The sequence below is a fragment of the Mesorhizobium sp. FG116 genome, assembly GCF_057809835.1.
Genome location: NZ_JBMDKS010000003.1, coordinates 185,840 through 200,460 on the forward strand (window position 1 = coordinate 185,840; position 14,621 = coordinate 200,460).

9 protein-coding genes are annotated in these 14,621 nt (G+C 63.1%); 3 read left to right on the plus strand and 6 right to left on the minus strand.

Annotated features, from left to right (window positions below; translation table 11 throughout):
• Positions 1-10: 10 nt before the first annotated feature.
• From ACODTY_RS04510 to ACODTY_RS04525, 4 genes are all read right to left on the minus strand, one after another.
• Positions 11-1,219 carry an acetyl-CoA C-acetyltransferase gene (locus ACODTY_RS04510; RefSeq protein ID WP_488993085.1) on the minus strand — a complete coding sequence of 403 codons (1,209 nt, stop codon included), beginning with the start codon at positions 1,217-1,219 and terminating at the stop codon, positions 11-13.
• A 32-nt stretch (positions 1,220-1,251) separates the two neighbouring features.
• On the minus strand, positions 1,252-2,421 hold the full coding sequence (locus ACODTY_RS04515; protein WP_488993086.1) for an acyl-CoA dehydrogenase family protein: 1,170 nt from the start codon (positions 2,419-2,421) through the stop codon (positions 1,252-1,254).
• Positions 2,422-2,450: 29 nt separating this feature from the next.
• Complete coding sequence (locus ACODTY_RS04520) at positions 2,451-4,247, minus strand: acyl-CoA dehydrogenase (RefSeq protein WP_488993087.1); 1,797 nt, start codon at positions 4,245-4,247, stop codon at positions 2,451-2,453.
• 284 nt (positions 4,248-4,531) lie between these two features.
• Positions 4,532-4,984, minus strand: a complete 453-nt coding sequence (locus ACODTY_RS04525; RefSeq protein WP_488993171.1) for a MerR family transcriptional regulator — start codon at positions 4,982-4,984, stop codon at positions 4,532-4,534.
• A gap of 472 nt (positions 4,985-5,456) precedes the next feature.
• Between ACODTY_RS04525 and ACODTY_RS04530 the strand changes: the two genes are divergently transcribed.
• The 3 genes from ACODTY_RS04530 (at position 5,457) to ACODTY_RS04540 (ending at position 11,104) form a co-directional block, all read left to right on the plus strand.
• The gene (locus ACODTY_RS04530) at positions 5,457-9,224 is read left to right on the plus strand and encodes a peptidoglycan-binding protein (RefSeq protein ID WP_488993088.1); all 3,768 of its coding nucleotides are present in this window, start codon (positions 5,457-5,459) and stop codon (positions 9,222-9,224) included.
• A gap of 180 nt (positions 9,225-9,404) precedes the next feature.
• Positions 9,405-10,328, plus strand: coding sequence for a sulfite exporter TauE/SafE family protein (locus tag ACODTY_RS04535; protein WP_488993089.1), 924 nt, complete (start codon positions 9,405-9,407; stop codon positions 10,326-10,328).
• On the plus strand, positions 10,328-11,104 hold the full coding sequence (locus ACODTY_RS04540) for a TIGR02186 family protein (RefSeq protein WP_488993090.1): 777 nt from the start codon (positions 10,328-10,330) through the stop codon (positions 11,102-11,104). The genes ACODTY_RS04535 and ACODTY_RS04540 overlap by 1 nt, the downstream gene beginning before the upstream one ends.
• On the opposite strand, the gene pdeM is transcribed toward ACODTY_RS04540, so the two are convergent.
• Complete coding sequence (gene pdeM / locus ACODTY_RS04545; RefSeq protein ID WP_488993091.1) at positions 11,101-11,814, minus strand: ligase-associated DNA damage response endonuclease PdeM; 714 nt, start codon at positions 11,812-11,814, stop codon at positions 11,101-11,103. The genes ACODTY_RS04540 and pdeM overlap by 4 nt on opposite strands.
• On the minus strand, positions 11,811-14,510 hold the full coding sequence (locus ACODTY_RS04550; protein ID WP_488993172.1) for a ligase-associated DNA damage response DEXH box helicase: 2,700 nt from the start codon (positions 14,508-14,510) through the stop codon (positions 11,811-11,813). The genes pdeM and ACODTY_RS04550 overlap by 4 nt, the downstream gene beginning before the upstream one ends.
• Positions 14,511-14,621: the final 111 nt, after the last annotated feature.

Consider the following 14,621-nt stretch of genomic DNA (forward strand, 5'->3'; position numbering starts at 1 on the left):
CCGCCTCCGGTCAGACGCGTTCGATGATGGTGGCGGTGCCCATGCCGGCACCGATGCACAAGGTCACCAAGGCGGTGTTGAGGTTGCGCCTTTCAAGCTCATCCAGCACCGTTCCGAAGATCATCGCCCCGGTGGCTCCCAACGGGTGACCCATGGCGATCGCACCGCCATTGACGTTGATCTTGTCGTGCGGAATGTCGAAAGCCTGCATGTAGCGCAGCACCACCGAGGCAAAGGCCTCGTTGAGTTCGAACAGGTCGATGTCCGAGATCTTCATCCCGGCGCGCTTCAAAAGCTTTTCCGTCACGTCGACCGGCCCGGTCAGCATCAGCACCGGCTCCGAGCCGATATTGGCGAAGGCGCGGATACGGGCGCGCGGCTTCATTCCCAGCATCTTGCCGGCCTTCTTCGAGCCCAGCAGAACGGCAGCCGCCCCATCGACGATGCCGGACGAATTGCCGGCATGGTGGACGTGGTTCACCTCCTCGATCTCCGGATGTTTCTGCACGGCGACGGCATCGAAACCGCCCATTTCACCCGGCATGACAAAGGAGGGATTTAGCGCCGCCAGCGACTGCATGTCGGTCGAGGGCCGCATATGTTCGTCGCGGTCGAGAATGGTCAGGCCATTCTGGTCCTTGATCGGAACGACTGAATTCTTGAACCAGCCCTTGTCCCAGGCGTGCGCGGCGCGCTTCTGGCTCTCGACCGCGTAGGCATCGACGTCGTCGCGGGAGAACCCGTATTTGGTGGCGATGAGATCGGCCGAAATGCCCTGCGGCACGAACCAGCCCGGCAGGCCGACGGAGGGGTCCATGAACCATGCGCCGCCGGCGGCACCCATGCCGACGCGGCTCATCGATTCCACGCCGCCGGCAATGACGATGTCGTCAGCGCCCTGCGCGATCTTGGCCGCGCCGAAATTGATGGCGTCGAGGCCGGAGGCGCAGAAGCGCGAGATCTGCATGCCGGGCGCCTTGTCGTCATAGCCGGCCTCGAAGGCGGCGGCGCGCGGGATCACCGCGCCGGCTTCGCCAACCGGATCGACGCAGCCAAAAATGATATCGTCGACCGTTCCCGTATCCATGCCGTTGCGGTCGCGGATGGCTTCCAGCGTCTTTGCCGCCAGGCGTACCGCCGGCACCTCGTGCAGCGACCCGTCCTTCTTGCCACGGCCGCGCGGCGTGCGCACGGCATCATAGACATAAGCTTCAGCCATTTTTCAGCTCCTTGTTATGTGGACCCGGCTGCTCACAGCGAGCGCCCGATCAAAAGCTTCATGATTTCGTTGGTGCCGCCATAGATGCGCTGCACGCGGGCATCGCGCCACATGCGCGCAATCGGATATTCGTTCATGTAGCCGTAGCCGCCGTGCAACTGCAGGCACTCGTCCATCACCTTGCCCTGAAGATCGGACAGCCAGTATTTGGCCATCGAAGCTGTAACAGGGTCGAGGCCGCCGGCGATGTGCCGTTTGACGCAGTCGTTGTAAAAAACCCGGCCGATGGTGATTTCGGTCTTGAGTTCGGCCAGCTTGAACTGGGTGTTCTGGAAGTCGATGATCTTCTGGCCGAAGGCCTTGCGTTCCTTGACGTAGTCGATGGTGAGCGCGAGCGCGCGTTCCGCCATGGCAATCGCCGTGGTGCCGATCATCAGGCGCTCCTGCGGCAATTGCTGCATCAGCTGGACGAAGCCCTGGCCCTCTTCATGTCCCAAAAGATTGGCGGTCGGCACGCGCACGTCGTTGAAGAACAGCTCGGACGTGTCGTTGGCCTTCAGCCCGATCTTGTCGAGGTTGCGCCCGCGCTCGAAACCCTCGACCTCGTCGGTCTCGACGACGATAAGCGACGTGCCCTTGGCACCCTTGGCCGGATCGGTCTTGGTGACCACGACAATGAGATTGGCCAACTGACCGTTGGTGATGAAGGTCTTCGAGCCATTGATGCGGTACTGGTTGCCGTCGCGCTCCGCACGCGTCTTGACGCCCTGCAGATCGGAACCCGCGCCGGGCTCCGTCATGGCAATCGCGCCGATCAGTTCGCCGCTTGCCAGGCGCGGCAGCCATTTCTTCTTCTGCTCTTCCGAGCCGTAATGAAGGATGTAGGGGGTTACGATGGCGTTGTGCAGGCCGATGCCGAAGCCATCGACGCCGACATGGCCGATCGCCTCGATGATCGCGCTCTCATGGGCAAAGCTTCCGCCGGCACCACCATATTGTTCCGGCATGGAAGCGCAGAGAAGTCCTGCTTCGCCGGCCTTCTTCCAGGCGGAGCGATCGACCACCTCGTTCTTTTCGTAGGTGTCGTAGTGCGGCGCAATCTCGTCCGCCATGAAGCGGTTCGCCATGTCGTAGAGCATGGCGACGTCTTCACTTACCCAGTCAGGCTTCGGCAGGGACAGGATTTCCGACGGGTTGGCCAAGGCAAGCTGCTCCTGAAATATCTACCCGATCAAAACGCCTCTGCCGGCAATGCCATCATGGTGTCCGCGCCGGAAGAAATGCGGGCGAGATGCGCCGCCGTTTCCGGCATGACGCGCTCCATGAAGTAGCGGCCGGTGACAATCTTGTTCTCATGGAAGGATGCCACGCCGTCGGCGGTTTCGCCAAGCCTCGCCTGCGAGACCTTGACCATGCGGCCCCACATGTAGCCAAGCGCCACCAGCCCGAAGAGATGCAGGTAGTCGGTCGAGGCCGCACCGGCATTGTCCGGCTTCTGCATGGCGTTCTGCATCAGCCACATGGTGGCAGCCTGCAGGTCGTTGAGGCCCTTCTTGAGCGCCTTGGTGAACGGGGCCAGCTTTTCGTCGCCGCGATTTTCCTCGCAGAAGTCGCCGACCTCCTTGAAGAAGGCCTGCACGGCGCGGCCGCCGTTCTGCGCCAGCTTGCGGCCGACCAGATCGAGCGCCTGGATGCCGTTCGCCCCTTCATAGATCATGGCGATGCGGGCATCGCGCACGAACTGGCTCATGCCGTGTTCTTCGATATAGCCGTGACCGCCGAAAACCTGCTGCGCCATGACCGCATGGTCGAAGCCCTTGTCGGTCAACACGCCCTTCACGATCGGCGTCATCAGGCTCAGCTGATCGTCGGCCGCCTGGCGGTCCTTGTCGTCGGCGGAGCGGTGCGCAACGTCCGAATTCAACGCCGTCCACAGCAGCAGCGCGCGGCCCGCCTCGTTGAAGGCCTTCATCGTCATCAGGTTGCGGCGGACATCGGGGTGGACGATGATCGGATCGGCCTTGCCGTCCTTATTCTTCGGCCCGGTCAGTGAGCGGCCCTGCAGGCGTTCCCTCGCGTAATTCACCGCGTTCTGGTAGGCGACTTCCGACAGCGAAAGCCCCTGCAGGCCGACACCGAGACGGGCTTCGTTCATCATCACGAACATCGCCTTGAGGCCGCCATTCTCCTCGCCGAGCAAGGTGCCTTCGGCCTCGTCATAGTTCATGACGCAGGTGGCATTGCCGTGGATGCCCATCTTCTCTTCGATCGAGCCGCACGACACCTTGTTGCGCTCGCCGGGATTGCCGGCCCCGTCCAGCTTGAACTTCGGCACGATGAACAGCGAAATGCCCTTCACGCCCTCCGGCGCGCCTTCGATGCGGGCCAGAACGAGATGGACGATGTTATCCGACATGTCGTGCTCGCCGGCGGAGATGAAAATCTTCTGGCCGGAAATCCGGTAGGTGCCGTCGCCGTTCGGCACCGCCTTGGTGCGCAAAAGACCGAGGTCCGTGCCGCAATGCGGTTCGGTCAGGTTCATGGTGCCTGTCCACGCGCCCTCGATCATCTTCGGCAGGAAGGTCTGTTTCTGTTCGTCGCTGCCATGGACCACGATGGCCGCGATCGCGCCTTGCGTCAGGCCCGGATACATCATCAGCGCCATGTTGGCGGAGGAGAGGAATTCGCCGACCGCCGTGTGCACCGTATAGGGCAGGCCCTGGCCGCCGAATTCGGCAGGCGCCGCAAGTCCCATCCAGCCACCGTCGCGATACTGGTCGAAGGCCTCCTTGAAGCCCTTGGGTGTGGTCACCGACCCGTCATCATGACGCTCGCAGCCTTCCATGTCGCCGATCCGGTTGACCGGCTGCATGACGTTTTCGGCCAGCTTTGCCCCTTCGGCCAGGATTGCCTCAAGCACGTCGGGCGAGGCATCGGCAAAGCCGGGCAAGTTCGAGTAGCGGCCGTAGCCGAGTACGTCGTTCAGCAGGTACAGCGTGTCCTGAACCGGCGCATGATAGATCGGCATCCTGTCTTTCCTCCAGCCCGTGTGCCGCCAGCGTTCGACCGTGTCAGATCGCGCAGGGTCCGGCAATGCGTCCCTCTATCAAATATTGACGTTTGCGTAAACGTCAATATTTCGGAAGCGGCAAATTTTGGCTCTCCGTCGAGATCCGGGAGCCTCGCCGGGCAATCTGAAGCGAAATTGCCGCCTGCGCAAACCTGCCAAAATGCTGCAACGGCCCGATGACGCCGGCGTGGCCGGCGCGCATCTGGCCGCAGACATGTGTTGTCAGGTTGGAAACAGCCGCCCTAGTTGGCGGTGCCCGACGGCGCCGCCGACCGCTCGGCCAGCATGCGGCGGATATCCGCCATCGAGTTGCTCAGCTCGTTGATGGCTTCGTCGAGAAGCGCGCGCTGCTTGTGCAGCCGCGCCAGTTGCTTGTCCGACTTGTCCAACGCCACTTTGAGCTGCTTGATGTTGGCGCCGGACGGATCGTAGAGGTCCATCAGCTGCTTCACGTCGCGCAGGGAAAAGCCAACCTTGCGGCCGAGCAGGATCAGCTTCAGCCGCGCCTTGTCGCGGTGCGAATAAAGTCTCGTCGCGCCGTCGCGCAGCGGGCTGATCAGGCCCTTGTCCTCATAGAAGCGCAAGGTGCGCAAAGTCACGCCGAACTGCTTGGCCATTTCGCCGATGCGCGCCAGCTCGCCGGCCGGATCGCTCAGAATGTCATTTTGAAAGGCCGCGGTGTCGACGGCCGGCATCGATTTCATCATCTGGTTTTCCTGGGTTGCGGCATGGCGCTCGAAAGGCCTGCGGCGCATGCGGAAGCGCGTTTCCACTTCCGGTTCTGGTTTCAACTTCCACAAAAAGCGGCACGACAAAGTTCCGCTTACGTTTACGTAAGTATGAACTTGCATCAGCGGGAAAATTCAAGGGGGTCGTGATGCACCCCGATCACTCCGCTTTGCGCGGCGGATCGAAGGATTTTCTCAATAAAGGTTAAGCTTCTTAAGTTTGATTAACATCTTGTTTACCACGTTGGGCGAATTGTGCGCATGTCGGTTCGCCGTGGTTATCCTGTAGCGAAGTTTTCACGGATTTTCGAAGCGTGGGCCAAGGTCCTGGAAGCTGGTGCTCCTGCCGCAAGGCATTGGCGTGGCCGCATTCGTCGCCGACGGAATATTTGAGGGGAATCTGGCTCAGTGCCAGCCACTTCCAGAAATGGGCGTCGCGATGAGCAACAAACGGTCCTATCTCGAGACTCTTAACACCAATCGGCAGCGCAAGCCGCACACCACGCTGGAACAGCTCAACCATTCGCTTGCCGCGCTCGAGGCGCGGCTGGAGCGCTCGCGGCGGGAAACCGACAGCCACCTGATGGCCGATGCGGAGCAGCCCCGCTACGAAAGCCACCCCTTGCGCGACCCGTTCTTTTCGCAGCACTCCGCAGAGCCGCAGGCGGGTTCGAACTTCGGGCCGAACTACCAGACCATCGCACGCGACATCGACCGCGTCCGCAGCCAGGAAGACAGCCTCGCAGCGGTCAGCAAGATCGCCATCGAGTTGCGCAGCCTGCGCGAGGAACTGCGCCACCAGATGACGGATGGCCTGCACCAGGAATTCGAGGTGCTTCGCCACGACATCGAACTGGCCCGCCAGCCCGATGAAGCTTCCAGGGACAGCGCCGAACTCGGTCTCGAACTGGAACGCCTGTCCGGCACCATCCAGGCGCTGGCCGACAAGAGCGACGACAGAAGCATCAGCATGCTTCGGCTGGAACTTGAGCAGGTGAAGGCCGCAATCGAGACCTTGGCCAGCGACGAAAGCGTGCGCGCCGTGGACACGCGCTGGGACGATTTCAATCGCCGCTGGGCCGCATTCGAAGAGCGTTTCGAGGCAGGCAGGCAGGCGCCGGCGGAAGACGCAGGCATCGCCCTGTTGGGCGAGCGGCTTGAGCAGATCAGCCGCGCCGTCGAGACCCTTCCCGAATCGCTGCCGCTACGTTCGCTCGAAGACAAGGTCCGCACGCTTGCCGGCGCGCTCGATCATTTCGCCACCCAGCAAAGCGGGCAGGCAGGCGAAACCGTCAGCCTCATCGACGAGCGCCTCGACGAGATTTCCCGGGCCATTCTCGCTTCGACGGTCGCCATTCAGGCGAATGCCTTCGATCCTTCGGCGCTTGAGCGCATCGAGCAGCGGGTCTCCGCCTTGGCTGCACAGATCGAGGAAGTGTCGGAAGACAAGCCAAGCGGCGAAGTCATAGAGCGGCTGAGCGCGCTCTCGCAGCGGGTCGATGAACTCGCCTCGAACAGCCATCTGCCGGAAGAAGCGATGGAGCGGCTTGCCGGCCAGATCGCGGTTATCGCCGAAAAGATCGACCGCGCGCCTGCCATGCCCGACGCCGACCGCATCGTTCAGGGACTGGAACAGCGGTTCGACGTGCTGGCAGCCATGCTGGAGCGGCGTCAAGGTGACGCCATCGAGCAGGGCAACATCCTGTTTCGCGATCTTGAGCGGCGGCTTGATGAAGTCGCAGACCGGCTTGGCCATCTTGCCCCGCAATCGGGGCTGGATACCGCCGGCGTCATCGAAGCCATCGATGCACGTTTCAATATCCTGACCGAAGGGCTGGAGGCGCGCGCCAATGACGGGGCAAGCCAGAAAGCCATTCGCGGCCTGGAAACACGGCTCACGGAAATATCGGACCGTCTGGACAGTTCAACGGCACAGTTCGCCGGACTTGATCCCGACCTGATCCGCAGCCTTGAAGCGCAAGTGGCCGGGCTTTCGGCGCACCTGTCGCGACCCGGTACACCGCTGCCGGATTTCGACGACATCAGCCCGCGCCTCAGCCAGATCGAGCAGTCCATCAGCGGCACGCGCGACTCCATCCTTGACGCGGCAAGGGAAGCCGCCGAAAGCGCCGTCCGCTCGATGAGCGGCACGGCGGTGGAAAATGCCGCCGTCGCTGGTCTCGCACAGGACCTGAAGACCCTCGAGACGCTGACGCGGCGCTCGGATGACCGCAATTCAAAGACTTTCGAAGCTATCCACGACACGCTTTTGAAGATCGTCGAGCGCTTGAGCTCGCTGGAAACGCCGATTGCCGACGAGGTGGCGCAAACCGAGACCGTTGCCAAGATCATGGTGCAAGAGGCGCCGACCCTTGATCTGGACGAACCGCTGCCCCTGTCGGAAACACCGGAAATATTGTCGGAAGCAAATGACGAGCACGAGGATTTTGTCGCCGCCGTCATGCGCGGCGACGCACCGGTGCGCACGCCGGCTGAAGCCGCGGCCGACGCTGCCAAGGCAGCCGCAGGCGGGCAGGCACCAAGCGAAAAGGAGCCGGGCCGCAAAAAATCGCTCTTTGGCGGCATCGCCCGCGCCTTCAAGAGCCGCAAGAACACCGATGCCGTGGCCCTTCCCGGTTCGGAGCCTGTTGCCGAACTTCCAATGCTTGACCCGGAGCAGCAGCTTGAACCCGCCCTGATCAATCGCCCGCTCGAGCCCGGCTCCGGTGCGCCCGATCTCAGCGCGATCATGAAACGGGTCCGCGACGAGCGCGGAACGCCAGACAAGCGACAGGAAACAGAAGCGGCCAAGTCCGATTTCATTGCGGCGGCGCGGCGCGCTGCGCAGGCGGCGGCCGTGGAAGCCGAGACGCTGAAGCGGCAATCGTCGCTCGGCGGCCCGGTCAAGGCGCTGCGCATCGGCGACCTGCTCAAGTCACGCCGCAAGCCGATCCTGATGGCGGCTGGCGCCATCATGCTTGCACTCGCAGGCCTTCAGCTCGGCAAGGCCTTCCTGTCCGACCCGGCGCAGGTAGCGCAAAAGGCCGTCGTCCCGCCGATAGCGCAAAAGGTGGCGCAGCCTGCAGCGGCAAAGGCAAAACCAGCAGCGGTTTCCACCGCCAAGGCCACGGATGCCACGACTACTGCCGCCACGGCAAAGCCGGCCAAGCCGGAGGTCAAAAGTGTCGCCGCATCAGCACCGGCGAAGGCAGATAGCGGTGCGGCCATGCTGGTGCAGCCCACGGCAAAGACGCCGGCTCCCTTGACCCCGTCTGACAAGGTCGTGGCGCCCGCTTCGACCTCGACGCTTTCGGATACCGAAGAAACCAAAATGACCGCCACTACCATGGCAGGCCTCGATATCCCCGGCGAAATCGGTACGCCTGCCCTGCGTGAGGCAGCCGCCGACGGGGATGCCAAGGCGCTTTTCGAAATCGGCTCTCGCTATGCCGAGGCGCGCGGTATCAAGGAAGACCTGAAGGCAGCCGCAAAATGGTACGAAAAGGCAGCCGAACAGGGCCTCGCGCCGGCGCAGTACCGCATCGGCAATTTCTACGAGAAGGGAATTGGCGTCACCCGCGACGTCGGCAAGGCCAAGACCTGGTATCAAATGGCCGCTCAGCAGGGCAACGCCAGCGCCATGCACAATCTTGCGGTGCTGCTCGCGATGGGCGCCGATGGCACGGCGGACAACGATGCGGCGGCACGCTGGTTCCAGGAAGCGGCGGACCTTGGCGTGAAGGACAGCCAGTTCAATCTCGGCATCCTGTCGGCCAAAGGCGTCGGCATGAAGCAGGACCTTGAGGAATCCTACAAATGGTTCGCCCTCGTCGCAAAGACGGGAGACAAGGATGCTGCCGCCAAGCGCGACGAAATCGCCAAGGTGTTGCGGCCCGAGCAGTTGGAAAAGGCCCGCGCGACGACCGAACTCTGGAAAGCCAAGCCTGTCGATCCTTCGGCAAATGCGGTTGAACTGCCCGACGGCTGGCAAGATGCGCCTACCACCACGGCAAGCGTGGACATGACCAAGGCCGTTCAGAACATCCAGTTGATCCTCAACAAGAACGGCTACTCGGCCGGCACCGCCGATGGCGTCATGGGCGGCAAGACCAAGGACGCCATCATGGCGTTCCAGGCCGACCACGACATGGCGCAGACCGGCGAAGTCGATGAAAAGCTGGTAAACGCACTCCTTGCGCGCAAATAAGTGCAAGCGGCGTCGCTTCTGCGACGCCGCTGCCACACATTTGCCTGTTAACTGATTGACATATTTCTTTTTTCAGCACCGTAGCGGGCAAAAATTCCCGCTGCGGCGATCGTGCAAGAACAGATTAGCTTTTCGGCACTATGTTTTTGCCGAGGGGCGACAAGTGATCGAGACGAGCGGGTGGGCATCTATCTCCCGATTGCGGAAATATCCGTCAACGTGTTCGTGCTGCTGGCAATGGGCGCGGCGGTCGGATTCCTGTCGGGTCTTTTCGGCGTCGGCGGCGGCTTCCTCATCACCCCGCTGCTGATTTTCTACAACATCCCCCCGGCCATCGCGGTCGCCACCGGTGCCAACCAGGTCATCGCCTCGTCCTTCTCCGGCGCGCTGTCGCACATGAAGCGAGGTACGCTCGACTTCAAGCTGGGGTTTGTGTTGCTGGCCGGCGGCATCGTCGGCTCGACGGCCGGCGTCTATGTGTTTTCCGTGCTGCGCAGCCTTGGCCAGCTCGACCTGTTCATTTCGCTGCTCTACGTGGCATTGCTGGGCAGCGTCGGCGGATTGATGCTGTTTGAAAGCGTCAACGCGCTGCGCGCCACCCGCAGCGGCGCAGCGCCGACCCTGAAGAAGTCCGGCCAACACAACTGGATCCACCGCTTGCCGCTGAAGATGCGCTTTCGCACATCGAAGCTGTTCGTCAGCGTCATCCCGGTCCTCGCGCTGGGCGCGGCCATCGGCTTTTTGTCCTCGATCATGGGCGTCGGCGGCGGCTTCATCATGGTGCCGGCGCTGATCTATCTCCTGCGTGTCCCGACCAACGTCGTCGTCGGCACATCGCTGTTCCAGATCATCTTCACCTCGGGCTATACGACGCTGATCCACGCTTCGACGAACTACACCGTCGACATCATGCTGGCGCTGCTGCTGATGATCGGCGGCGTTGCCGGAGCCCAGTACGGTGCCAAGGCCGGCCAGAAGCTGCGCGGCGAGCAACTGCGCGCGCTTTTGGCACTTCTTGTGCTTGCAGTTGCGATCCGCCTTGCCGTCGACCTGTTCGTAACCCCGCCAAACCTCTATTCGCTCAGCGCACCGGGGCTGAGCTGATGAGGCGCGTTGGGACATTGCTTGCGCTATCGTTGATTGCCTTTCCGGCATTCGCGCAGTCGCCGCACCAGGAAAATATCCAGATCGGTCTCTCCACCGACAGCGTCGCCATAACGGCCGGCTTTGCCGGCGCCGACCTCACCATCTTCGGCTCGCTGGAAGATGCCGATCCGCAAGTCTCGCGTCAGGGCCGCTACGATGTCATCGTGGTGCTGGAGGGGCCTGCACGTCCGGTCATCGTGCGGCGCAAGGACCGCGTGCTCGGCGTATGGATGAACCTCGAATCCGAGCAGTTCGAAAACGTCCCGGTGTCCTACTCCGTGGCCACGACCCGTGCCTTCCAGGACATCACCGAACCGAACAGCTACAAGCAACTGTCGCTCGGTGCGAACAACATCTACATCCAGCCCGCCGACCGCAGCCAGAACCCCTTCACCATCGCCGCCTTCACCAAGGCCTTGCGGGAACGCAAGACGGCCATCGGCCTCTACAGCGAAAACGTGGGCGGCGTGCGCTTCCTGTCGCAGAACCTGTTCCGCGCAACCGTCAGGCTCGCCCCGGACGTCCCCGTCGGAACGCACAAGGCGCGCGCCTTCCTGTTCAAGAACGGCATGTTCGTGAAGGAAAGCTCGGCCCAACTCGAAATCCGCAAGTCCGGCTTCGAGCAGGCCATATTCCGCCTCGCCCACAATCACGGCTTTGCCTATGGCCTGATGTCGATCGGACTTGCCATCGTCACGGGCTGGCTCGGGCGGATCTTATTCCGCAGGGACTAGCCTGCCTTGAGCATCGCGCCCGGCAACGCGAAAATCCGGTCCTTGCCCATCATGTAGGCGACAAGGCTTTCGCGGTTGAACAGACCTGAATAGGCGCGGTCGAGCACATTGAGCGAGCCGGTATAGGCGCCGAAGGCCGGCATGATCATGCGCGAACCATCGCCGGCAAAACAGCGCCGCCTCACCGAGCGGCCGCGCTGCACGATGCGCGCGCAAGGATGCAGGTGTCCCGCGACCTCGCCGGCAGCTTGACCCTTCGACGGCTCGTGCCGGAACACCAGCGAGGCGACCGCCAGTTCCCTGACCGTCTCGCCAGGCAGGTCGGCCGGTGCGTCCGGATCATGGTTGCCGGCAATCCAGAACCAGTCGCGGCCTGAGATCAGGGTTTCCAACCGCTCGCGGAACTCATCGTGCAGGCGGCTTGCGCCTTCGCCATCGTGAAAACTGTCGCCGAGGCTGATGACGATGCGCGGCGCGTAGTCGGCAATCACTGCCTGCAGGCGGGCAAGCGTCGCGGCGGTGTCGTAGGGCGGGATCAGCGCGCCCCGCCTTGCCAGCGAAGACCCCTTTTCCAGATGAAGGTCGGAAACGGCAAGCAGCGCAAGCTCGGGAAAATAGAGCACGCCGCGTGGATCGCACACCGCGCGTTCTCCGGCGATCGTGACGAGATCGGCCGGAAGGATTGCCGTTGTCCTGATCGCCAGGTTCATCGCGAACCGCCTGCCAATCCTGCCCCCATCGCTTCCTCGACGAGATCGGCTGCCTCCATCAGCAGCGTCTCGTTGGCCTCGCCATTCACCGATTCCTTGCCGATCTCCAGCATCACCGGCACCGCCAGCGGCGAAATCCGGTCCAGCCTCTTATGCACGATTCGCCCCCGGATACGCGAGAGCATGTCGGCAAGCCTGCTGACATCGAGCAGGCCGGCGGCGGCATCGGCCCGCGTCGCCTGCAACAGGATGTGGTCGGGTTCGTGGCTTCTCAGCACATCGTAGATGAGATCGGCCGACACCGTCACCTGCCGCCCGGTCTTCTCCTGGCCCGGAAAACGTTTCTCGATCAGCCCGGCGATGACGGCGCAGGTGCGGAACATGCGCTTCAGCATCCAGCTGTCGTTCAGCCAGGCTTCGAGGTCGTCGCCCAGCATGTCCTCGTCGAACAGCGCGCCAAGCGTCGGCTTGCCGGCAGCAAACAGCGCGCCCATGTTGTCCAGTCCCCACACGGCCAGCGAATAGTCGGTGGCGACAAAGCCGAGCGGGCGCGCATTGGCGCGTTCCAGTCGGCGCGTCAACAACATGCCGAGCGTCTGGTGCGCCAGCCGGCCCTCGAACGGGTAGGCCACCATGTAGTGGCGGTCGGCGCGCGGAAACGTCTCGACCAGAAGGTCGCCGCGCTTCGGCAGCACCGACTTTTCCTTCTGCAGCCGCAGCCAGTCCTCGACCTGTTCGGGCAGCGTACGCCAACGGTCGGGATCGGCCAGCATGGCCCGCACCTGGTCGGCGAGATAGGTGGAAAGCGGAAACTTGCCGCCGGCATAGGAAGGCACGATGATCTGCGTCTTGCCGCCGCCGCTGGAGACGACGCACTCGTTTTCGCGGATGCCTTCGAAGCGCAGCACCTTGCCGGCAAAAAGGAAGTTGTCGCCGGGCCTGAGCGTCTCGGCGAAATATTCCTCGACCTTGCCCAGTACGCGCCCGCCATAGCCCGCCACCCGGCCTTGCCGCACATAGCGCACGTTCAGCTCCGGCATTTCGACGATGGTGCCTATGTTCAGTCGATATTGCTGCGCGATGCGCGGATGGGTGACCCGCCACAACCCTTCCTTGGTCTTGCGGATGCGGGCATAGCGCTCGTAGCTCTTCAGCGCGTAGCCGCCGGTGGCGACGAAATCGACGACGCGATCGAAGGTCGGCCGGTCCAGCCCGGCATAGGGCGCAGCACTCGTCACTTCCTCGTAGAGAAGATCGGCATCGAAAGGCGCTGCGCATCCGGTGCCGAGGACATGCTGCGCCAGCACGTCGAGCGCGCCTTCCAGCAAGGGCGGCGTGTCCTGCGCGCCGATGTAGTTGGCGTCGAGGGCGGCGCGGCATTCCAGCACCTCGAAGCGGTTGGCCGGAATGAGCACGGCTTTCGATGGCTCGTCCATGCGGTGATTGGCGCGGCCGATGCGCTGCGCCAGCCGGCTGGCACCCTTCGGCGCGCCGACATGGACGACGAGATCGACATCGCCCCAGTCGATGCCGAGGTCGAGCGTCGAGGTGGCGACGATGGCCCGCAGCGCATTGTCGGCCATCGCCTTTTCGACCCGGCGGCGCTGGCCGACATCGAGCGAGCCGTGATGCAGAGCGATCGGCAAGGCTTCTTCGTTCGCCCGCCACAGTTCCTGGAACAGCAGTTCGGCCTGGCTGCGCGTGTTGACGAACAAAAGCGTCGTCTTGTGCTGCCTGATCGCCTCGTAGATCTCGGGTATGGCGTAGCGCGCCGAATGGCCGGCCCACGGCACCCGCTCGCGCGAATCGAGAATGGAAATTTCCGGCTTGGCGCCGCCGGCAACGGTGATGAGGCCGGCCATCGGCTGGATAGGCTGCGCACTACCCCCACCCCTGACTCCTCCCCGCAAGGAGGAGGGGGACGTCTCCGCTTCCTCGGCAAGCAAAACCGCCTGCAAATTCTTGCCAGAAACACCTCCGCAAGATTCCCCTCCCCCTTGCGGGGAGGGGTCAGGGGTGGGGGTAACATTTGAAGACCTCTGCCCCACCAGCCACCGCCGCAACTCGTCCGGCTCGGCCACCGTCGCCGAAAGGCCGATGGCGCGCAGGTCCGGCACGAATGTGCGTAGCCGCGCCAACCCCAGTGCCAGAAGATGGCCGCGCTTGGAGGTGACCAGCGAATGCAGCTCATCGAAGATTACGTAGCGCAGATCCTCGAAGAAGCGCCTGGCGTCGGATGCCGCAATCAGCAACGCCAGTTGCTCCGGCGTGGTGAGCAGAATGTCGGGCGGCACCAGTTTCTGGCGCTGGCGCTTGTGGGCCGGCGTGTCGCCGGTGCGCGTTTCGATGGTGACCGGCAGACCGATTTCCTCGACCGGCTTGCCGAGGTTGCGCTCAATATCGACGGCCAGCGCCTTGAGCGGCGAGATGTAGAGCGTATGGATGCCACGGTGCCCTTCACCCGGCCTGCGCTTCGGCCGCTCGGCCAGCTCCGTCAGCGTCGGCAGGAAGCCGGCCAGCGTCTTGCCGGCCCCGGTCGGCGCTATCAGCAGCACCGACTGTCCGGCTTGCGCCCGCGCCAGGAGTTCCATCTGGTGAGCGCGCGGCGCCCAACCCTTTGCGGCGAACCATCTGACGAACGGCTCGGGCAAGCGGATTTCGGCACTCTCATCAGTGGGGCGCGGCTTGGCGGTCACGCGCCAGAGGTAGCGCGAGCGCGCGGGAAGGCCAAGAGAAAACTGGAACAAAAAGTGATCATCTATCCATCGGCACTTTTATGTTCGAAAATTTTCTACCTCTTCGGCGGC

What these genes read in the sequence shown, in the direction of transcription:
- ACODTY_RS04510 (WP_488993085.1), bottom strand. Translation starts at nt 1,219, where the DNA reads ATGGCTGAAGCTTATGTCTATGATGCCGTGCGCACGCCGCGCGGCCGT.
- ACODTY_RS04520 (WP_488993087.1), bottom strand. Translation starts at nt 4,247, where the DNA reads ATGCCGATCTATCATGCGCCGGTTCAGGACACGCTGTACCTGCTGAAC.
- ACODTY_RS04525 (WP_488993171.1), bottom strand. Translation starts at nt 4,984, where the DNA reads ATGCCGGCCGTCGACACCGCGGCCTTTCAAAATGACATTCTGAGCGAT.
- ACODTY_RS04530 (WP_488993088.1), top strand. Translation starts at nt 5,457, where the DNA reads ATGAGCAACAAACGGTCCTATCTCGAGACTCTTAACACCAATCGGCAG.
- ACODTY_RS04540 (WP_488993090.1), top strand. Translation starts at nt 10,328, where the DNA reads ATGAGGCGCGTTGGGACATTGCTTGCGCTATCGTTGATTGCCTTTCCG.
- pdeM (WP_488993091.1), bottom strand. Translation starts at nt 11,814, where the DNA reads ATGAACCTGGCGATCAGGACAACGGCAATCCTTCCGGCCGATCTCGTC.